Source organism: Bradyrhizobium sp. 197 (assembly GCF_023073375.1).
Taxonomy (GTDB): Bacteria; Pseudomonadota; Alphaproteobacteria; order Rhizobiales; family Xanthobacteraceae; genus Bradyrhizobium.
Genome location: NZ_JADPJJ010000009.1, coordinates 146,350 through 166,120 on the forward strand (window position 1 = coordinate 146,350; position 19,771 = coordinate 166,120).

General features: G+C 62.6%; 17 protein-coding genes and 1 pseudogene. 11 read left to right on the forward strand and 7 right to left on the reverse strand.

The window, feature by feature from the left end; all coding sequences use genetic code 11:
• Nucleotides 1-70 precede the first annotated feature (70 nt).
• From IVB27_RS03375 to IVB27_RS03395, 5 genes are all read right to left on the reverse strand, one after another.
• Nucleotides 71-1,060 (reverse strand): ABC transporter ATP-binding protein, encoded by a 990-nt coding sequence (locus IVB27_RS03375; RefSeq protein WP_247349702.1) that lies wholly within the window; start codon nt 1,058-1,060, stop codon nt 71-73.
• The gene (locus IVB27_RS03380; protein ID WP_247441395.1) at nt 1,057-2,043 is read right to left on the reverse strand and encodes an ABC transporter ATP-binding protein; all 987 of its coding nucleotides are present in this window, start codon (nt 2,041-2,043) and stop codon (nt 1,057-1,059) included. The genes IVB27_RS03375 and IVB27_RS03380 overlap by 4 nt, the downstream gene beginning before the upstream one ends.
• A gap of 58 nt (nt 2,044-2,101) precedes the next feature.
• Nucleotides 2,102-3,073, reverse strand: coding sequence for an ABC transporter permease (locus IVB27_RS03385; protein ID WP_247441396.1), 972 nt, complete (start codon nt 3,071-3,073; stop codon nt 2,102-2,104).
• A gap of 10 nt (nt 3,074-3,083) precedes the next feature.
• On the reverse strand, nt 3,084-4,064 hold the full coding sequence (locus IVB27_RS03390; RefSeq protein ID WP_247441398.1) for an ABC transporter permease: 981 nt from the start codon (nt 4,062-4,064) through the stop codon (nt 3,084-3,086).
• A 104-nt stretch (nt 4,065-4,168) separates the two neighbouring features.
• Complete coding sequence (locus IVB27_RS03395; RefSeq protein WP_247441400.1) at nt 4,169-5,764, reverse strand: ABC transporter substrate-binding protein; 1,596 nt, start codon at nt 5,762-5,764, stop codon at nt 4,169-4,171.
• Nucleotides 5,765-6,058: 294 nt separating this feature from the next.
• Here IVB27_RS03395 and IVB27_RS03400 point away from each other — a divergent pair, with 294 nt between their 5' ends.
• From IVB27_RS03400 to IVB27_RS03425, 6 genes are read left to right on the forward strand one after another with little or no spacing between them, the layout of a single operon-like run.
• Entirely contained in the window at nt 6,059-6,316 is a 258-nt protein-coding gene (locus IVB27_RS03400) for a DUF6489 family protein (RefSeq protein ID WP_247441401.1), read from the forward strand.
• A complete protein-coding gene (locus tag IVB27_RS03405) occupies nt 6,316-7,116 on the forward strand; it encodes a lipase family alpha/beta hydrolase (RefSeq protein WP_247441403.1) in 801 nt (266 codons plus the stop codon). Before IVB27_RS03400 ends, IVB27_RS03405 begins: the two co-directional genes overlap by 1 nt.
• Before the next feature lie 45 nt (nt 7,117-7,161).
• Nucleotides 7,162-8,712 carry a WS/DGAT/MGAT family O-acyltransferase gene (locus IVB27_RS03410; protein WP_247441404.1) on the forward strand — a complete coding sequence of 517 codons (1,551 nt, stop codon included), beginning with the start codon at nt 7,162-7,164 and terminating at the stop codon, nt 8,710-8,712.
• A gap of 10 nt (nt 8,713-8,722) precedes the next feature.
• Entirely contained in the window at nt 8,723-9,718 is a 996-nt protein-coding gene (locus IVB27_RS03415; protein WP_247441406.1) for an alpha/beta fold hydrolase, read from the forward strand.
• Between the two features lie 45 nt (nt 9,719-9,763).
• Nucleotides 9,764-13,000, forward strand: a complete 3,237-nt coding sequence (locus tag IVB27_RS03420; protein ID WP_247441408.1) for a bifunctional cytochrome P450/NADPH--P450 reductase — start codon at nt 9,764-9,766, stop codon at nt 12,998-13,000.
• Between the two features lie 30 nt (nt 13,001-13,030).
• Entirely contained in the window at nt 13,031-13,705 is a 675-nt protein-coding gene (locus IVB27_RS03425) for a spermine/spermidine synthase domain-containing protein (RefSeq protein WP_247441410.1), read from the forward strand.
• Nucleotides 13,706-13,734: 29 nt separating this feature from the next.
• Here the strand turns inward: IVB27_RS03425 and IVB27_RS03430 are convergent.
• Together IVB27_RS03430 and IVB27_RS03435 are read right to left on the reverse strand one after the other, a co-directional pair.
• Nucleotides 13,735-14,198 (reverse strand): annotated as a pseudogene (locus tag IVB27_RS03430) (nuclear transport factor 2 family protein).
• Nucleotides 14,199-14,319: 121 nt separating this feature from the next.
• Nucleotides 14,320-15,234: an alpha/beta fold hydrolase gene (locus tag IVB27_RS03435; protein ID WP_247441413.1), complete on the reverse strand. Its 915-nt coding sequence runs from the start codon at nt 15,232-15,234 to the stop codon at nt 14,320-14,322.
• Nucleotides 15,235-15,405: 171 nt separating this feature from the next.
• Between IVB27_RS03435 and IVB27_RS03440 the strand changes: the two genes are divergently transcribed.
• From IVB27_RS03440 to IVB27_RS03460, 5 genes are all read left to right on the forward strand, one after another.
• Nucleotides 15,406-15,789, forward strand: a complete 384-nt coding sequence (locus IVB27_RS03440) for a metal-sensitive transcriptional regulator (RefSeq protein ID WP_247349714.1) — start codon at nt 15,406-15,408, stop codon at nt 15,787-15,789.
• Complete coding sequence (locus IVB27_RS03445; protein ID WP_247441415.1) at nt 15,786-16,868, forward strand: alpha/beta fold hydrolase; 1,083 nt, start codon at nt 15,786-15,788, stop codon at nt 16,866-16,868. Before IVB27_RS03440 ends, IVB27_RS03445 begins: the two co-directional genes overlap by 4 nt.
• Complete coding sequence (locus IVB27_RS03450; protein WP_247349716.1) at nt 16,865-17,458, forward strand: GNAT family N-acetyltransferase; 594 nt, start codon at nt 16,865-16,867, stop codon at nt 17,456-17,458. The genes IVB27_RS03445 and IVB27_RS03450 overlap by 4 nt, the downstream gene beginning before the upstream one ends.
• A gap of 204 nt (nt 17,459-17,662) precedes the next feature.
• Entirely contained in the window at nt 17,663-18,118 is a 456-nt protein-coding gene (locus IVB27_RS03455; RefSeq protein WP_247349717.1) for a phasin, read from the forward strand.
• Nucleotides 18,119-18,286: 168 nt separating this feature from the next.
• Nucleotides 18,287-19,573 carry a DUF445 domain-containing protein gene (locus tag IVB27_RS03460; protein ID WP_247441417.1) on the forward strand — a complete coding sequence of 429 codons (1,287 nt, stop codon included), beginning with the start codon at nt 18,287-18,289 and terminating at the stop codon, nt 19,571-19,573.
• The last annotated feature ends 198 nt before the right edge of the window (nt 19,574-19,771 follow it).

Sequence of the window (19,771 nt, forward strand, 5' to 3'; positions counted from 1 at the left end):
TTTGCGGCGCGCGCAATTGATCACAGGGCCAAGCCGCCGCCAAATGCGCAGGCTGCATGGCACGCGCGCGTCACGCCGGGACCGAAGCGGTGTTGACGGCGTGGCAGGCGACCCCGTCGATCAGTTCCGGGGCCTCCTTGCGACAGAGATCGAACGCCAGCGGGCAACGGGGGTTGAAGGCGCAGCCGGGGGGCGGGTTGATCGGGTTCGGGATCTCGCCCTTCACCGGAATGCGCTGGCGGCCGCTCATGGCGAGATCAGGCACGGCACCCAGCAGCATCTTGGTGTAGGGCATGCGTGGACGGGCGAACAGCTCGCGCCCCTCTGCGATCTCGACGATGCGTCCGAGATACATCACGCCGACGCGGCTCGCCATGTGGCGGACCACGGCGAGGTTGTGGCTGATGAACATGTAGGTCAGGCCGAACTTGTCCTGGAGGTCGCGCATCAGGTTCAGGATCTGCGCCTGCACGGAGACGTCGAGCGCCGAGGTCGGCTCGTCGCAGACGATGAACTCCGCGTCGGAGGCGAGTGCCCGCGCGATCGCGATGCGCTGGCGCTGGCCGCCCGAGAATTCGTGCGGAAACTTCAACCTGTCGTCGGGATGCAGGCCGACAAGGCTGAGAAGCTCTCCGACGCGCGCCTGGATGTCGCGCTCGCCCTGGATCAGGTCGAAAGCGCGGATCGGCTCGGAGATGATGGCGTCGACCCGGAAGCGCGGGTTCAGGCTCGCATAGGGATCCTGAAAGATCATCTGGATGCGGCGGCGCAGCTTTCGCCGAGCCGGCGCCTGCCGCGGGTCGGTCATCGAGACGCCGTCGATCAGGACGTTGCCGGAGCTCGGCGGCAGCAGGCCGACGACCATCCGCGCCACCGTGGTCTTGCCCGAGCCGGACTCTCCGACCAGTGCAAAAGTCTCGCCCTTCCTGATGTCGAAGGTGACGCCGTCGACGGCCTTGAGATATTCGAGATGGCCGCCCTCGAGCACGCGGTTGAGCCAGGGCTTCGAGACGTCGAAGACGCGCCGCAAACTCGTGGCCTGGACGAAGGGAGTGCTCATGCAGCGCTCTCCGCCGGCACGTTGTCATAGAGGTGGCAGGCAACGGATTGCGTGCCGCGCGGCAGCGGCTCCGGCCTCTCCACGCGACATCGATCGAATGCGAATGCGCAGCGTGGATTGAACGAGCAGCCGCGCGGGATCGCCGACAGGCGCGGCATGGAGCCGGGGATCTGCACCAGGCGCTTGTCGTCGCCGGCAAGCGTCGGGATCGCGCCCATCAGGCCCTTGGCATAGGGATGCAGCGGATTTCTCACGACGTCCTGCACCGGGCCGATCTCGGCGACGCGGCCGGCATACATCACTGCGACACGGTCGGACGCCTCCGCGATGACGCCCATGTCGTGGGTCACCAGCATCACGGCGGTGCCGTGGTCGCGTCCGAGGCGCTTGATGAGCGAGATGATCTGCGCCTGCACGGAGACGTCGAGGGCGGTGGTCGGCTCGTCCGCGATGATCAGCTCCGGCTCGGCGCAAATCGCCAGCGCAATCACCACCCGCTGGCGCATGCCGCCGGAGAACTCGTGGGGATAGCCGTCGATGCGCTTTTCGGGCGCGGGGATTCCGACTTCGGCAAGCAGGTCGATGGCGCGGCGGCGTGCGGCGGTCTCGGACAGATTGAGGTGGGTCCGGATCGTCTCGATGAGCTGGTCGCCGACGCGGTAGAGCGGATTGAGCGATGTGAGCGGGTCCTGGAAGATCATGCCGATCCGTTTTCCCCTGATACGGCGCAGCTCTTCTGGCGGCAGATTGTCGATGCGCAGGCCCGCAAGACGAATCTCGCCGCCGGCGATGCGGCCGGGCGGATCGATCAGGCCGATCACCGCGAGCCCGGTGACCGATTTGCCGGCGCCGGATTCGCCGACCACGCCCAGCACCTCGCCCTTGGCGATATCGAAGGAGACGCCGTCGATGGCGCGTAGCGTGCCCCGGCGGGAGGCGAACTCCACCTGAAGATTGCGCACGGAGAGGATGGGTTCGGTCATGAGCGAGACGCTCTCATCCAAGTATTGCTCATCCAAATCTTGCTCATCAAAGGTTTGCTCATCGGAGCTTCGGGTTGAGCGCGTCGCGCAGCCAGTCGCCGAGCAGGTTGATCGACAGGATCAAGGCAGCGAGCGCGATACCGGGAAAGGCCACGATCCACCATTCGCCCGCGAACAGGTAGTTGTTGCCGATGCGAATCAACGTGCCGAGCGAGGGCATTGTGTCGGGCAGGCCGACGCCAAGGAAGGACAGTGTCGCCTCGGTAATGATGGCGAGCGCGAGGTTGATCGTGGCGATGACCAGGATCGGACCCATCGTGTTCGGCAGCACATGGCGGAACATGATCTTTGGTGCGGGAAGGCCGATCAATTGCGCGGCAGCCACGTAATCCTTGTTCTTCTCGACCATCACGGAACCGCGCACCGTCCGGGCGTACCCGACCCAGAAACTCAGGCCGATCGAGATCACCAGCACGACCAGCATGCTGGTTGCATCCAGCCGGTTGCCGAGGATCGATTTCGCGATGCCGTTGACCAGCAGCGCGATCAGGATGGCAGGGAAAGTGAGTTGCACGTCGGCGATCCGCATGATCACGCCGTCGACCGCGCCCCCGAAATAGCCGGCGATCAGACCGAGCGCGATTCCGAGCGCGCCGGCGAAGATTACGCCGGCCACGCCGACGGCGAGCGAGATGCGCAGCCCGTAGAGAATTGCGGAGAACACGTCGCGGCCCTGCTCGTCGGTGCCGAGCAGGAACGGGCTCTGGCCGTCGGCGGTCCAGAGCGGTGAGATCCGGGAATTCATCAATTGGAGCTGCGCGGGATCGAACGGGTCCTGCACCGCGAGCGCGGAGGCAAAGATTGCGAGCAGGAAGAACAGCACGGTAATGGCCGCCGCCACCATGGTCAGCTTGGAGCGGCGAAACGAATAGAAGATGTCGCTGTCGAGTGCACGGCTGAGCCAGCTACGGGCAGCATGCGTCCGCAGCGTGCTCGGCTTGTCGGGATTGGAGGCGACCACTTCGGACATGCGGACTGCCTTATGTGGCACGGCCGACGGTCGCGCGCAGGCGCGGATCGACGACCGTGTAGAGGATGTCGACCACCAGATTGATGGTGACGAAGATCAGCGAGACCATCAGCAGGTAGGCGGCCATAATCGGGATATCGACGTTTTGCACAGCCTGCACGAACAGAAGTCCCATGCCGGGCCATTGGAACACGGTTTCGGTGATGATCGAAAATGCAATAACCGAGCCAAACTGCAGTCCGGCTACCGTGATCACGGGAATCAGAGTGTTCTTCAGCGCGTGGCCGAAATGAATGGCACGGGTTGTCAGCCCGCGGGCGCGGGCAAAACGAATATAATCGGTCCGAAGCACTTCGAGCATCTCCGCGCGCACCAGCCGCATGATCAGGGTCATCTGGAACAGGCCGAGCGTGATCGAGGGCATGATCAGCGCCTTCAGGCCCGACAATGTGAGCAGGCCCGTGGTCCACCAGCCGAGCTTGACGACCTCGCCGCGGCCGAACGAGGGCAACCAGCCCAATGTCACCGCGAACAGATAGATCAGAAGGATGCCGATCAGGAACGTCGGCAGCGAGATGCCGATCAACGAAACCGCCTGGAATAATTTGGCGAGCACGGTGTCGCGCTTGAGCGCCGAATAGACGCCCATCAGGATGCCGGACACCATTGCAAATACGGTGGCGCAGATCGCAAGTTCCAGCGTTGCGGGCATACGCTCCATCAATAGCGTCGAGACCGGCTGGCGGAACTGATAGGAGACGCCGAACTTGAATTGCGCGGCATCGGCGAAATAGCGCACGAACTGCACCGGCACGGGATCATCGAGGCCCAGCGACTTGCGCACGGCTGCGCGTTCGGCCGCCGGCGTATCGAGCGAGACGATCTGGTTGATGGGGTCGCCGGCGAAGCGGAACATCGAGAACGCGATGATGCCGACGGCGAACATGACGCCGATCGCCTGAACGGCGCGGCGAAGAGTGAAAGCGAGCATGCCTTCCACTTTCCTTGAGTGTGCGTCTGGCCGACGTCTTTGTCGGCCGGAAAAGGAAAGGTCCCGGAAGCCTGACGCTGCCGGGACCTCGTGTTCAACTGACGCTATTCCTTCTTGGTCGCCCAGTGGAACATGACCAGATTGTCGGCGCGCTGCGGCAGGTTGACCTTTTTCGATACGCCCCAGGCCAGCGCCTGCTGGTGCAGCGGAATATAGGCCCAGTCCTTGATGCTGATCTCATACGCCTGCTTGATCAGCTGATTGCGTTTGGCGGTGTCGGTTTCGACCAGCACCTTGTCGGTGATGGCGTCGAATTCCTTGTTGCAATAGCCACCAAGATTGGCTTCGCCCCGCGAGGATTTCGCATCGTCGCGGCATCCCATGATGTCGTTCAGCACATTGTGGGAATCCATCGTGCTCGGCGTCCAGCCCAGCATGAAGAACGAGGTCTGGTAACCACCTTGCTTCAGCACCTTGGCGAAGTACTGCGCCTTGGGCTGTGCCAGCAGATTGATCTTGACGCCGATGCGGGCAAGCATGCCGACGACGGCCTGGCAGATCGCGGCATCGTTGACGTAGCGGTCGTTCGGACAATCCATCGTGACCTCGAAGCCGTCGGGGTAGCCGGCCTCGGTCAGGAGTTTCTTGGCGCCGTCAGGATCGAATTTTGGCCGCGTGAACTCCTTGGACAGTGCGAACAGTTCGGGCGCGATCATCAGTGCCGACGGTGTCGACAGTCCCCGCATCACGCGCGTCTTGATCAGCTCGATATCGATCGCCTTGTAGAACGCCTCCCGGACCTTGACGTCCTTGAACGGGTTCTTGCCCTTGATGTTGGAGTAGAGCAGCTCGTCACGAACCGTGTCGAATCCGATGAAAATGGTGCGAAGCTCCGGCGCCTTCAGCACCTGGGCATTCGGGCTCGCATCGACGCGGGCAATGTCTTGGATCGGCACCGGCTCGATGACGTCGACCTCGCCCGAAAGCAGCGCAGCGACTCGGGTGGCGTCGGAGGCGATCGGGGTGAAGATGATCTCCTTCAGGTTGCCTTCCATCTTGCCCCAGTAATTGGGGTTGGCCTTGAACACGGTCTTCACGCCGGGCTGATGGCTCTCGATGATGAAGGGACCGGTACCGTTCTCGTGCAGCGAGGCGTAGCTCGGCGAGGTCGCGGACACCGGGGTCGGCTCGACGGCCTTGTTCTCCTCAGCCCACTTCTTGTCCATGATGTACCAGACGTCCCACGCCGAATGCAGGATGGGATTGGGCGAGGGCAGGACGAAATCGACCGTGTAGTCGTCGACCTTGACGACCTTGACGTCAGGCGCCAGGCGGGTCTGCATGTTCGAGTTTTTGTTTCGGACACGATCGGCGGAGAACAGCACGTCGTCGGCGGTGAAGGGGTCGCCGTTGTGGAATTTTACGCCCTTTCGCAAATGGAAGCGCCACCGGGTCGGCTCCGGAGTTTCCCAGCTCTCCGCCAGCGCCGGAATGATCTTGAGGTCCTTGTCGCGCGCGGTGAGGCCCTGATAGACGTGACCGAGATGGGCGTGGGTGGTGGACTCGTTCAGCGAGTAGGGATCAAGCGACTTCAGGTCGCCCTGGTTGGCATAGCGCAGCGTCTGGCTCGACGCTGGCGACATCGTCAACGCAAGCATACCGGCGAGCGTCGCCGCAAACAGAGTTCGACCGACTGACATTCTTGACCCTCTCAACTCTGCCGCGCCGTGATTTTTGATTGTTCGGCGGGCGTCCCAATCCATGTTGCCCAGAGTTCTCGACCCGTGCAAGCGCCATTGCAGCAAGGAACGCGCCAAGTTGCACCGCTGTGCAGCAATGCTGACCGACAATCGGGGGACGAGGGGCCGATTTTGATTGACCATATCCATCGAACGCGGAAGCCGGCGCCTAGCCGCGTGCCTCAGGTCGCTTGCGTTGCACACCGTGTCGCGGCGATACTATATGAAGCCGCTCGAATCTCATCTGGAGGGGATATGAAAGTTAATATCGAAATCGACTGCACCCCCCTGGAAGCCCGTCAGTTCTTCGGACTACCCGACGTGATGCCGATGCAGGCCGCGGTGATGGACAAGTTGCAGCAGCAGATGATGTCCAACATCGATAAGGTTTCGCCGGAATCGCTGATCCAGAGCTGGTTCACCTTCGATCCCAAGATCGCTGAGCGGTTTCAGGACATGTTCGTCACCATGGCCGGTCTCGGCGGCACGCGCAGCAGCGACAAGAAGAAATAATGCCGCCCGTCCCGGACGGGCCGCAGTCCTCCGGCCGGCTTCATCCGCCGGGCCTTGGTCTGCTGCTCGCCGAAGCCCGTGGGTTATTCGAATTCAATGCCAGCCTGCTGTTGTCGCCGGTTCTGATGCGTGCGCCGAAAGGCGATGGCCATCCAGTACTGGCGCTGCCGGGCTTTCTCGCCAGCGACCTCTCGATGGCGCCGATGCGGCGCTATCTCGGTGCGCTCGGCTATGAGGCACATGCCTGGCGGATGGGGCGCAACCTCGGCGGGCTGGGACGGATGCGGGATTTGCTGCGCGCCCGTCTCGCTGAAATCCATGCTGCGAGCGGACGCAAGGTCAGTCTGGTCGGATGGAGTCTCGGCGGCGTCTATGCGCGCGATCTCGCGCTCCAGGCGCCCGACATGGTCCGCAATGTCATCACGCTCGGCAGCCCTTTTGCCAATGACATACGAGCGACCAATGCGACGCGGCTCTACGAGATGATGTCCGGCGAGCGAGTGGAGGATTTCGCCGAGCTGCGCGAGGCGATCGCCGGCGATCTGCCGGTGCCCGCAACTTCCGTCTATTCGCGCGCCGACGGCATCGTGAACTGGCGGACCTGCCTGCTACGTCCCTCCGACCGCGCCGAGAACATCGAGGTGCACCTGGCGAGCCATATCGGGCTCGGGGTGAATCCCGCAGCGCTGTGGGTCGTGGCGGACCGTCTTGCGCAACCGGAGGGGGAGTTCTCGCCATTTGACCGGGCAGGGCCGTTTGCCATTGCATATGCCCCGCCGGAACAGGCAGTATCGGCCTGACGAGAAGTGCCGCTAAGGCGCCCGTTAAATACTCGGGAGGGAATTATGGCTGACGGTAAGAAGCTGTCGTCGCTGGACGCATCATTTCTTTATCTGGAAACGCCGGAAATGCCGATGCATGTCGGCAGCATGGCCATCTTTCGCCTGCCGGACGACTACAAAGGCGACTTCTTCGAAGACTTCAAGGCAATGATCGTCTCGCGCCTGCACATCGCGCCGATCCTCAAGGCGCGGCTGGAGAAGGCGCCGCTCGACATCGATCATCCTTCTTGGGTCGAGGACGATCAGTTCGACATCGACCGTCACATCTTCCGGGCCAGCCTGCCGCAGCCGCGCGATCGCGCCACGCTCGAGCGCATCGTCGGCTGGATGCACGCCAAGCTCTTGAACCGCGCCCGCCCGCTCTGGGAGTTCTACGTGTTCGAGGGCATGAAGGACAACGAGGTCGGGCTTTATTCCAAGATGCACCATGCCGCCATTGACGGCGGCGCCGGTGCGGCGCTCACCAACATGATCTACGACATCTCGCCGACCCCCCGGAAGGTCGATCCGCCGACTGCAGGAGCCAAGCCCGGACCGGAGCCGCGCGACATCGCCGCGAACCTGCTCGATTCCTATCAGCAGTTCATCACCCAGCCGCTCGATGCATCGGCGGCCGCGAAGAATTTGCAACTGCCGCGCACCGGCAAGAGCGACATCGGCTCGATCCTGTTCGACAATGCGATGTACCAGATCGAGAGCGCGGTGCGCTTCGCCGGCAACATCCCGACCATGGTCAAGAGCGTCTCCGAGGTGCTCGGCAAGATTTCCGATCCGAAGTCGCGCGAGAGTCTCGCCAGCATGGTGTCGCCGCCGACCATGCTCAACAAATCGATCTCCTCCGAGCGCAGCTTCGCCGGCGTCTCGATCTCGCTGTCGCGATCCAAGGCGCTGGCCAAGCAGGCCGGCGGCAAGCTCAACGACGTGGTGCTGGCGCTCGCGTCCGGTGTGGTCCGGCGCTACCTGAAGGAGCACGGCACCCTGCCGGCGAAATCGCTGACCGCGGCGGTACCGATCTCCTTGCGCGAAGAGGGCAACACCGAGGCCAACAACCAGGTGTTCGGCATGATCTGCTCGATCGCGACCAACATCGAGGATCCCAAGGCGCGGCTGGAAGCCATTATCGCGCAATCGACCAAGTCCAAGGAGATGTCGCATCCGCTGCGGGCGCTGATGCCGCAGATATCCAACATCTCGATGCTGGGCGCGCCGATGATGATGCAGATTCTGGCACTGGTCTACAGCCGCTCGAACCTCTCGGATGTGTTGCCGCCGGCCGCCAACATCACGGTGTCCAACGTACCGGGGCCGCGGCAAACGCTCTACGCCGCGGGCGCCGAGTTGTTGCACATCTTCCCGGTGTCAATCTCGACCCATGGACAGGCTCTCAACATCACTGTGCAGAGCTATCGCGACCAGCTCGATTTCGGCTTCATCGTCGGTGCCAACATCATTCCGCATGTGCAGGTGATGTGCGACATGCTGCCGGAGGAGTTTGCCGCACTCGAAGCGGCCTATGCATCCCCGGTGGCCGACATCAAGGGCGCCGCGGAGTAGGAATGTGTCGATGATTGAAATGCCCCCGCTCAAGTTCGCGCAGACGAACGGAATCCGCATGGGCTATTACGAGGCGGGTCCGGCCGATGACAAGCCGCCGATCGTGCTGTGCCACGGCTGGCCCGAGCTTGCTTTCTCCTGGCGCCACCAGATCAAGGCGCTGAGCGAGGCCGGCATCCGGGTGATCGCGCCGGACCAGCGCGGCTATGGTGCGAGCGACCGGCCCGAGCCTGTCGAAGACTACGACATGGAGCATTTGACCGGCGATCTCGTCGGGCTGCTCGATCATCTGAACATCGATAAGGCGATCTTCGTCGGCCACGACTGGGGCGGCTTCGTCGTCTGGCAGATGCCGCTGCGGCATCCATCGCGCGTGGCCGGTGTGGTCGGCGTCAACACGCCGCATTGGGACCGCGCGCCGATCGATCCGATCACGCTGTTCCGCCAGCGCTTCGGCGACCAGATGTACATCGTCCAGTTCCAGGATCCTGCGCGCGAACCGGACAAGATCTTTGGCAGCCGTGTCGAGCAGACCTTTGACGCCTTCATGCGCAAGCCTTTGGCGCGGCCGGAAGCGAAACCGGCTGAGACGCCGATCGCGGGCGTTGGCGCCTCGTCAAAGACCAATCTGGCGTTCCCGCAGATGATCGCGGCCTATGACGCAAAGCACGATCCGCGTACGCCGATCCTGTCGGCCGACGAGAAGAAAATCTTCGTCGATACCTTCACGAAAACCGGCTTCACCGGCGGCATCAATTGGTATCGCAATTTTACGCGCAACTGGGAGCGGTCGAAGGAGCTCGATCATCACGTGCATGTGCCGTCATTGATGATCATGGCGGAGAACGATGCCGTGCTGCCGCCGTCGGCAGCGGACGGCATGGAGAAGCTGATCGGTGATCTCGAGAAATATCTGGTGAGGGACAGCGGCCATTGGACGCAGCAGGAGAAGCCGGAAGAGGTCAGCGCCAAATTGATCGAATGGCGTAGAAGGCGGTTCGGCTAGCTTGCAACGACGGCGTTGAATACCGAGGCAGGGGAAGCACCTTTAATGTCATCGAAGAACCGTCTGGACCCGATCCCGCAGCCGCCGACCAAGCCGGTGGTCGGCAACATGCTGTCGCTGGATTCGGCGGCTCCGGTGCAGCACCTGACGCGGCTTGCCAAGGAATTAGGCCCGATCTTCTGGCTCGACATGATGGGCTCGCCGATCGTCGTCGTCTCCGGCCACGATCTGGTTGACGAGCTGTCTGACGAGAAGCGGTTCGACAAGGCGGTACGCGGCGCGTTGCGACGCGTGCGCGCGGTCGGTGGTGACGGCCTTTTCACAGCCGACACCAGGGAGCCCAACTGGAGCAAGGCGCACAACATCCTGATCCAGCCGTTCGGCAACCGCGCCATGCAGTCCTATCACCCGAGCATGGTCGACATCGCCGAGCAACTCGTCAGCAAATGGGAGCGGCTCAACGCCGACGACGAGATCGACGTCGTCCACGACATGACGGCGTTGACATTGGACACGATCGGCCTGTGCGGCTTCGAGTACCGCTTCAATTCTTTCTACCGGGGCGACTACCATCCTTTCGTCGAGTCGCTGGTGCGCTCGCTCGAAACCATCATGATGACGCGCGGCCTGCCGTTCGAGCAGATATGGATGCAGAAGCGGCGCAAGACCATGGGCGAAGACGTCGCCTTCATGAACAAAATGGTGGACGAGATCATCGCCGAGCGGCGCAAGAACGCGGATGCGATCGACGACAAGAAGGACATGTTGGCTGCGATGATGACCGGCGTCGACCGCTCGACCGGCGAGCAGCTCGACGACGTCAACATCCGTTACCAGATCAACACGTTCCTGATCGCAGGCCACGAGACCACCAGCGGCCTGTTGTCGTGCACGATCTATGCGCTGCTAAAACACCCGGACATTCTCAAGAAGGCCTATGACGAGGTCGATCGCGTCCTCGGCCCCGACGCCAACGCGAAGCCGACTTACCAGCAGGTGACGCAGCTCACCTACATCGCGCAGATTTTGAAGGAGTCACTGCGGCTGTGGCCGCCGGCGCCGGCCTATGGCATCTCGCCGCTGAACGACGAGACCATCGGCGGCGGCAAGTACAAGCTTCGGAAGGGTACGTTCACCACCATCCTGGTGACCGCGCTGCATCGCGATCCCTCGGTCTGGGGTCCGAACCCGGATGCCTTCGATCCAGAGAATTTCAGCCGTGACGCGGAAGCCAAGCGACCGATCAACGCCTGGAAGCCGTTCGGCAACGGCCAGCGGGCGTGCATCGGCCGCGGCTTCGCCATGCACGAGGCCGCGCTCGCGCTCGGCATGATCCTCCAGCGCTTCAAGCTGATCGACCACCAGCGCTACCAGATGCACCTGAAGGAAACGCTGACGATGAAGCCGGAAGGCTTCAAGATCAAGGTCCGTCCGCGCGCCGATCGCGAGCGCGGCGCTTATGGTGGGACTGTCGCCGCGGCCGCTTCGGCACCGAAGGCACCGCGTCAGCCGACCGCGCGGCTCGGTCACAACACGCCGATGCTGGTTCTCTACGGCTCCAATCTCGGCACCGCCGAGGAACTCGCGACGCGCATGGCCGACCTTGCCGAGATCAACGGCTTTGCCGTGCATCTCGGGCCTCTCGACGACTATGTCGGCAAGCTGCCGCAGGAGGGCGGCGTGCTGATCATCTGCGCCTCCTATAACGGCGCGCCGCCTGACAATGCGGCGCAATTCGTCAAATGGCTCGGCGATGAGCTGCCGAAGGATGCGTTTGCCAATGTGCGCTACGCCGTGTTCGGCTGCGGCAACAGCGACTGGGCTGCGACCTATCAATCGGTGCCGCGCTTCATCGACGAGCAATTGTCGGCGCATGGCGCGCGCGCGGTCTACCCGCGCGGCGAAGGCGATGCGCGCAGCGATCTCGACGGCCAGTTTCAGAAATGGTTCCCGGCGGCCGCCCAGGTGGCGACCAAGGAATTCGGTGTCGACTGGAATTTCACCCGCACCGCGGAGGACGATCCGCTCTACGCGATCGAGCCGGTCGCGGTGACCGCCGTCAACACCATCGTCGCCCAGGGCGGCGCGGTGGCGATGAAGGTGCTGGTCAATGACGAGCTTCAGAACAAGACCGGGACCAATCCCTCGGAGCGCTCGACGCGCCATATCGAGGTGGAACTGCCGTCCAACATTTCGTACCGCGTCGGCGATCATCTGAGTGTGGTCCCGCGCAACGATCCGACGCTGGTGGATTCGGTCGCCCGTCGCTTCGGCTTCCTGCCGGCGGACCAGATCAGGCTGCAAGTCGCCGAAGGCCGTCGCGCGCAATTGCCGGTCGGCGATGCCGTGTCGGTCGGCCGCCTGCTCAGCGAGTTCGTCGAGCTCCAGCAAGTGGCGACACGGAAGCAGATCCAGATCATGGCGGAGCACACGCGTTGCCCCGTCACGAAACCAAAACTGCTGGCCTTCGTTGGCGAGGAGGCCGAGCCGCTCGAGCGTTATCGCAGCGAGATTCTGGCAAGACGAAAATCGGTGTTCGACCTGCTGCTCGAACATCCGGCTTGCGAATTGCCGTTCCATGTCTATCTGGAAATGCTCTCGCTGCTGGCGCCGCGCTATTACTCGATCTCGTCTTCGCCGTCGGTCGATCCGGCGCGTTGCAGCGTCACGATCGGCGTGGTCGAAGGGCCGGCGGCGTCGGGGCGCGGAACCTACAAGGGCATCTGCTCGAACTATCTCACCAATCGACGCGCGGGCGATGCGATCTATGCAACGGTGCGTGAGACCAAGGCCGGCTTCCGGCTCCCGGATGATCCATCCGTGCCGATCATCATGATCGGACCAGGGACGGGACTTGCGCCGTTCCGCGGCTTCCTCCAGGAGCGCGCCGCGCGCAAGGCGAAGGGCAGCGCCCTCGGCCCGTCCCTGCTGTTCTTCGGCTGCCGCCATCCCGATCAGGATTTTCTCTATGGGGACGAGCTGAAGGCGCTGGCCGCAAGCGGCATCACCGAGCTGTTCACGGCATTCTCGCGCGCGGATGGACCAAAGACCTATGTCCAGCACGTCCTCGCCGCGCAGAAGGACAAGGTCTGGCCGCTGATCGAGCAGGGCGCGACCGTCTATGTCTGCGGCGACGGCGGCAAGATGGAGCCCGACGTGAAAGCGGCGCTGGTCGCGATCCATCGTGAGAAGAGCGGCAGCGATGCCGCCACGGCTGCGCGCTGGATCGACGACATGGGCGCGAAGAACCGCTATGTGCTCGACGTCTGGGCGGGTGGGTGATTGTTCGTCCGATCGTGCTAAAGCACTCCCATGATTCCCTGGGAAAAGATCGATACCGCCAAAATCCCCGGCTCCGATGAAGAGCTTCGCCTGATGCGGCGAGGCAAGGAGTTCTCCATCAAGCTCGGCACCAACGAGTTGATGAACAACCGCCTGTCGGGCTCGGAAGCCGCGCTCGCGACGCTTGCGGCGAAGCAGATCGAGACGGTGGCAAAGCCGGTCGTCCTTATCGGCGGACTGGGGATGGGTTTTACGCTGCGCGCGGCGCTCACCGTGCTCGGAGCTAGGGCGAAGATCGTGGTCTCCGAGCTCGTGCCGGCGGTGGTCACCTGGGCACGCGGTCCGATGGCTGAGGTGTTCGGCGACAGTCTCGATGATCCCAGGGTGAGCATCGGGGAAACCGACGTCGGCGAAATCATCCGGGCACAGCGGTCGGCCTTCGACGCCATTCTCCTCGACGTCGATAACGGACCGGAAGGGCTGACCCGGAAGGGCAATAATGCGCTCTACAATGCGGGTGGATTGAAGGCGACCAAGACCGCGCTGCGACCGGGAGGTGTGCTCGCCGTCTGGTCGTCCGGACCCAACCCGGCCTTCACCAAGCGGCTTGGCAGCGCCGGCTTCGAAGTCAACGAGGTCAGCATCCGCGCCACCGGCAGAGGCGGCGGCGCACGCCACGTGATCTGGATCGCGAAGAAGAATTAGGCCGCCTGCGCAGCTACGAGCTCGATCCGTCAGAACATCGTGTTGCTGTTCGCGGGAGTCTCGGGAATAGCCTGAACGACGTCCCAGTGTTCGACGATCTTGCCGTTCTCCAGCTTGAAGATGTCGACGATCGCGTTGCCCCTGGTGCCGGGCTCGCGAACCGCGTGAACGTGCAGAATGACGTAGTCGCCATCCACGAAGCTGCGCTTGATGTCGCTGTGGGAGTTGGGGAATTTCTCGCGCAGGAAGCCGATGAACTTTCGGAAGCCGTCCGGACCATCGGCCGCGTTTGGATTGTGCTGGACGTAGCGGTCGCCGACATAGGCGAGAGCTGCATCGGCGTCCTTTTGGTTGAGTCCCTTCTCGTAGAACGCAAGGACACTTTTGCGATTGGCTTGTCTTGCGCGCTGCCCGCCATCGCGGCGCCGCCGGCGAGGGAGAGCGTGAGAATTGAAGCAGCGATCATTGCGGCCGACCGGACGATGAGATGCATGTGAACTCCGAGAGGCCGCAGCCTCGTTCTTGCGACTGAAGGAGGCCGGTATAGCTTTCGTGCCGCCTTCCGTTAACCGGCAGCTCACATGGTCACCGCGAGGAGACCGTATGCGTCGGGTCTATGCCGCCCGCGTCGCCGCGCCATGTGCATGCTTGTCGATGGCGCCGATGATCTCCGGCCAGAAGCGCATCGGCAGCGCGTGGCCCATGCCTTCGATCATCAACAGCTTTGCGCCAGGAATTGACTCTGCCGTATCCTTGCCGCCCTCGGGGCGGACCAACGGATCGACGGTGCCATGGATGACGAGTGTCGGCGTCTTGACGCCATGCAGTCGCTCCTTGCGGCTGCCGGAGGCAAGCACCGCGCGGAGCTGCCGGCCGACGCCGGCCGGATTGAGCCCGCGCGCGAACACGCGTTCGGCACGACCGGGATCGAGCGCCTCTTCCTCCGGAAAGGACCCGGCCCGCAACACGTTCCAGGTCTGGCCGTAGCGCACGATGAACTCCTCCTTGCTGCGCGGCGGCGGCGCCATCAGCATCGCGGCGGCCTCGCGCGTCGGTGGTGGGACGCGCGGATTACCTGTTGTCGACATGATCGACGTCAGCGACCGCACGCGCTCGGAAAACGACAGCGTCACCTCCTGCGCGATCATGCCACCCATTGAGGCGCCGACCAGATGCGCCGACTTGATGCCGAGCGCATCCATCAGCCCGATCGTGTCCTTGGCCATGTCGATCAGCCTGTAGGTGGCGGCAACGGGAATCCTGAGGAAGCGGAGCTTCAACAGCTCGAGCGGCGTCAGGCGCTTGCCGCCAGTGAGATGGCTCGACTTGCCGATGTCGCGATTGTCGAAGCGGATCACGCGAAAGCCATGCCCAGCGAGCTGCTCGCAGAACGCATCGTCCCAATGGATCATCTGGGCGCCTAACCCCATGATCAGCAGCAGCGGCTCGGCATTATCGTTGCCGAAAATCTCGTAACAAATGTCGATGCCGTTGGCGCGGACGGTCTGCGACGGCTGTTGGGCGTTCACGGGTGCATTCCCCTGGCTTTTGATCAATGCTGTATCGCACGGTTTCCCGTCGCGATGAAGACGCGTGCGCGACACCGCACCCGCTGCTTGCCGGTTGACCGGCACCTCGCAACGGTGTGGTATGGCGAAAAAAGGAAGGGCGTCGAAGCTCTCGATTTCAGGAGGACGCCGATGACCGACAAGACCAATGACCCCGTTGCCATGTGGCAGAAGATGGTGGGCGAGATGGAGAAGGGGTTCAACTCCTTCGCCAATCAGGCCATGTCGTCGCCCGAGTTTTCGCAAGCTATGAACCGGGCCGGCGGCGTTGCTGCAGGTGCTCAGAAGCAGCTCGGTGAGCTCATGGAGAAATATCTGGTCTCCATGAATCTGCCGAGCCGGGAGCAGGTCACGAGTCTTGCGGAACGGCTGCAGTCCATCGAAGGACAGATCGGTGAGATCAAGTCGATGCTGAGCCAGATGGCGGCAAGTTCCGGCGCGTCTCAGGGCTTCGATCCAGCGTTGCGGCCGCCGCGCACCAAGCGCCCGCCGTCCGAGGGCGGAGAGCAGACATGAATGCACCCACCGGACTTGATTTCGCATCGATCACGGAGCGTATCCAGTCCGAGGTGCAGCGCGCGATCCAGCGCAGCATCAAGGGTGTGGAATATTTCTCGACCTCCGGTCCGACGCTCGGCTCGACGCCGAAGGACGTGCTGCATTCGCGCGGCACGATGAGCCTCTACCATTATCGGCCGATGTCCGACGAGATCTATCGAATTCCGATCTTGATCGTGATGGCGACCACTAATCGCGGTTACATTCTCGACCTCGTGCCCGGCCAGAGTTTCATCGAGTTTCTCTTGAAGCGCGGCTACGACGTTTACATGCTCGACTGGAGCGCGCCGCGGCCGGAGGAGAAGAGCCTGCGAATGGAGGACTATGTCCTCGACTTCATCCCGGATTGCGTCCGTCGCGTGCAGCAGGATTCCGGCGAGCAGGACGTCTCCGTCATTGGCTATTGCTTCGGTGGCGTGCTGTCGCTGCTCTATGGCTCGATCTTCCAGGATGGGCCGATGAAGAATCTGATCTGCTTCACCACGCCGATCGATTTCCGCGAGATGAAGCTGTTCGCGAACTTCTCCGACCGGCGCTATTTCGACGTCGACCGCCTGGTCGACAGCGTCGGCAACGTGCCGCCGGAGATGATCCTGTCGTCGTTCGAGATGCTGCGCCCGGCCTCGCGCACGGTGAGCCAGATCCAGCTCTGGGAGAACATCTGGAACGACGAGTTCGTCAAGTCCTACCGGATGTTCGACCGTTGGGCGACCGACACGCTACCGCTGGCGGGGGAATATTTCCGCACCATCACCAAGGACCTGATGTGGGACAACAAGCTGTTCAACGACACCATGTCGGTCGGCGGCCGTGCTGCGAAGCTCGAGGACATCAAGGTGCCGTTCCTGCATGCGGTGGCCGAGCATGACCACATCGTGCCGTATGAGGCCGCAAAACACCTGATCGCCAAGATTGGATCCGAGGACAAGGAAGAGGTGATGCTGAAAGGCGGTCATGTCTCCCTCGTCGCCGGCGCCAATGCGGTGAAGCGGCTGTGGCCGAAACTGGATTCCTGGCTAGGGAAGAGATCGACATGAGTGAGCAACGTTCTTATCCGCGTCGCGTCAACACGGATGCCGGTGATATCGAGATCCGCCTGATGTCGCCGACGGATGAGGCTGCGGTGCTCGCCTTCGGCAAGGGCCTGCCGTCTCACGATCTCCTTTTCCTGCCGCGTAACATCAGTGAGCCAAAGGTGCTGTCGGCCTGGGTCAAGGAGATCGAGCGCGGTGCGATCACGAGCTTGCTGGCGGTCAGGGGCGGCACGGTCGTCGGCTGCGGCACGTTGGTGCGCGACCCGCATTCCTGGTCGCCCCATGTCGGTGAAATCCGCATGGTGGTCTCGCCCGACGTCCGCGGGAAGGGGGTGGGGAAGGCGCTGTCGCAGGAGACTTTTGCGCTCGCGCTCGGCGCCGGCCTCGAAAAGCTGTCTGTCCAGATGACGGTCGACCAGCAGGCGGCCATCGCGCTGTTCGAGAGCCTCGGCTTCAAGGCCGAGGCGCTGTTGCGCGACCATGTCCGGGACGTCGACGGTAAGACCCACGACATTGTCGTGCTCGGTCATAACATCGCGCAGGTCCAGGCCCAGATGGAGGCCTATGGGCTGCCTGGCGCCGTCCAGCATTGAGCGCCCTTGGGGCGGCTGTCCGGGAACCGGATGGCTACGGAGGCCGCATAGTGCCTCCTATCAAAGCTATTCACGGTTTCGTGATATCGCAGTGCAATATGAATGTTGCATCGCACCATTAACTATGGCATATAAGCCTTGCCCCGGGCCAATGCGGACGGGGTGAGCCCATAGCTCAGAACAAATGAGGATGGAGAGACCCCAATGACCACTGAAACCAACACCGCTTTCGAGGGCTTCAAGGACGCTTTCAAGAACATCCAGAACCTGGAAGTTCCCGAGGCCGCCCGTGAGTTCGTCAAGAAGTCTGCCAACACTGCCAAGGACCGTGCTGCCGAGGTTTTCGCTGGCTCCGAGCGCGTGACCGCCGCCGTCGAGAACGCCGTGACCGAATCCGTCACCGAGGCCGGCAAGATCAGCCGCAATATCCAGCAGGCGATCTATGACGACGCCCAGGCATTCTTCGCCGGTATCGACAAGCTCGCCTCCGCCAAGTCGTTCAGCGAAGCCGTCGAGATCCAGTCGGGACTGCTCCGTTCGCGCGGCGAAGTGTTCGTCTCGCGCGCCAAGGCGACCACCGACTATCTCGGCAAGCTTGCGGCCAACGGTGCGAAGTCCGCTCAGGACAATTTTGCCAAGGTCTACAACAAGACCGCCTGATCTGCCTGAGACGAGAAACTGAATTTGAGGCCCGCTTCGGCGGGCCTTTGTTTTTTTGCGCTGCCGTCATTGCGAGGAGCGAAGCGACGAAGCAAATCCAGAGTCTTTCCGTGGAAAGATTCTGGATTGCTTCGCTTCGCTCGCAATGACGAGTACTGTGATGCAGTTATGTCCTCACTCGCTACCTTTTCTTTTGATACTCCCGGCGACGAAGAACGCGCGGCGGAGCTGCGTCGCATCAAGGCACTGGCGACGCTGGTGCTGGCGTCGACGCTCGCTCTGTTCGTCGTCGCGAAATGGCTTCTCCCCGTGCATCCCGTGTTCGGATTCATCGCTGCATTCGCGGAAGCCGCGACCATCGGCGGGCTCGCGGACTGGTATGCAGTGGTGGCGCTGTTCAGGCGGCCGCTCGGCCTGCCGATCCCGCACACCGCGATCATCCAGAGCAACCAGGCCCGCATCGCCGACAAGCTCGGCGAGTTCATCGAGGTGCATTTTCTCGAGGTTGGTCCCGTCGAGGCCAAGCTGAAGGAGATCGATTTCGGCTCCTTTGTCGCCGACTGGCTCCGCGACCGCAAGCGAAGCGACGATCTCGCGCGCTTCGCGCTCCGCCTGTTGCCGGAGGCCGTCTCCGCGACCGAGAGCTCCGGTCTGATGACATTCATCATCCGCCGCATGTCCTCGCAGCTCCAGGCAATCGACCTGGCGCCGCTCGCGGCCGGCACGTTGCGCGGCTTTGTTGCGGAGGGACGCCATCAGATACTGTTCGACGATCTCCTGCGCGTGATGCACGAGACGCTGAATCAGAAAGACACGATGGCGATGATCCGCGAGAAGGTGCGCGCGGAATTGCCGACCTTGCTCAGGCTTTATCGCGCCGACAAATTTCTGGTGAACAAGATCGTGGCTTCCGCTACCGCCTTCTTCGATGAGGTGCGCGCCGATCCCAAGCACCCGTTCCGCGGCGAGTTCGATCGCATGGTGCTGACCTTCGTCGACCGGCTCGGCACTGACCAAGCCTACGTCGATCGCATCGCCGGCCTGAAGCGCGATCTGCTCGCGCGGCCCGAGCTTGCCGATCTGGCCCGCACTGTGTGGGCCAACACGCGCTCTTTCATCGAACGCAGCGCGAGCGGCGAAACACAGGTGTTGCAGCATCATCTCGCCGGAATGTGTGTCGCGGCGGGCGAAGCGCTCGCCGGCGATGCCGAGCTGCGCGCTGAGATCAACAAGGGTCTGGTGGCGGTGCTGCGCAGTTTCGTCGCAGACCAGAAGAGCGGGGTTTCGACCTTCATTTCCGACCAGGTCAAGTCGTGGGACATGGCACAGCTGATTTCGCTGATCGAAATCAACATCGGCCGCGACCTGCAATACATCCGCTTCAACGGCTCGCTGATCGGCGGGCTTGCGGGACTTGCACTTTACTCTGTGGAATCCCTGCTTCGATTGCTGTGACTTTTGCGTCACGAACGTTGGCATTAACGCGCGGGCCTATTGTGGCCCCGCGTCTCGCCCGATTGAATGTCGGGAACCGGCTGCCTGGCTGATTCATGTTGCGCTGCGGAACGATCGAGAAGCCGGCGTGTTGGAATCCCATACCCATTTGCCGGCACTCAACCGGTAGCCTTTTCAGCAATTCTTCCCAGGGGACCA

Excerpts from the sequence above, each read along its gene's own strand:
- IVB27_RS03375 (WP_247349702.1), bottom strand. The coding sequence starts at position 1,060 with ATGAGCACTCCCTTCGTCCAGGCCACGAGTTTGCGGCGCGTCTTCGAC.
- IVB27_RS03380 (WP_247441395.1), bottom strand. The coding sequence starts at position 2,043 with ATGACCGAACCCATCCTCTCCGTGCGCAATCTTCAGGTGGAGTTCGCC.
- IVB27_RS03385 (WP_247441396.1), bottom strand. The coding sequence starts at position 3,073 with ATGTCCGAAGTGGTCGCCTCCAATCCCGACAAGCCGAGCACGCTGCGG.
- IVB27_RS03390 (WP_247441398.1), bottom strand. The coding sequence starts at position 4,064 with ATGCTCGCTTTCACTCTTCGCCGCGCCGTTCAGGCGATCGGCGTCATG.
- IVB27_RS03395 (WP_247441400.1), bottom strand. The coding sequence starts at position 5,764 with ATGTCAGTCGGTCGAACTCTGTTTGCGGCGACGCTCGCCGGTATGCTT.
- IVB27_RS03400 (WP_247441401.1), top strand. The coding sequence starts at position 6,059 with ATGAAAGTTAATATCGAAATCGACTGCACCCCCCTGGAAGCCCGTCAG.
- IVB27_RS03405 (WP_247441403.1), top strand. The coding sequence starts at position 6,316 with ATGCCGCCCGTCCCGGACGGGCCGCAGTCCTCCGGCCGGCTTCATCCG.
- IVB27_RS03410 (WP_247441404.1), top strand. The coding sequence starts at position 7,162 with ATGGCTGACGGTAAGAAGCTGTCGTCGCTGGACGCATCATTTCTTTAT.
- IVB27_RS03415 (WP_247441406.1), top strand. The coding sequence starts at position 8,723 with ATGATTGAAATGCCCCCGCTCAAGTTCGCGCAGACGAACGGAATCCGC.
- IVB27_RS03420 (WP_247441408.1), top strand. The coding sequence starts at position 9,764 with ATGTCATCGAAGAACCGTCTGGACCCGATCCCGCAGCCGCCGACCAAG.
- IVB27_RS03425 (WP_247441410.1), top strand. The coding sequence starts at position 13,031 with ATGATTCCCTGGGAAAAGATCGATACCGCCAAAATCCCCGGCTCCGAT.
- IVB27_RS03440 (WP_247349714.1), top strand. The coding sequence starts at position 15,406 with ATGACCGACAAGACCAATGACCCCGTTGCCATGTGGCAGAAGATGGTG.
- IVB27_RS03445 (WP_247441415.1), top strand. The coding sequence starts at position 15,786 with ATGAATGCACCCACCGGACTTGATTTCGCATCGATCACGGAGCGTATC.
- IVB27_RS03450 (WP_247349716.1), top strand. The coding sequence starts at position 16,865 with ATGAGTGAGCAACGTTCTTATCCGCGTCGCGTCAACACGGATGCCGGT.
- IVB27_RS03455 (WP_247349717.1), top strand. The coding sequence starts at position 17,663 with ATGACCACTGAAACCAACACCGCTTTCGAGGGCTTCAAGGACGCTTTC.
- IVB27_RS03460 (WP_247441417.1), top strand. The coding sequence starts at position 18,287 with ATGTCCTCACTCGCTACCTTTTCTTTTGATACTCCCGGCGACGAAGAA.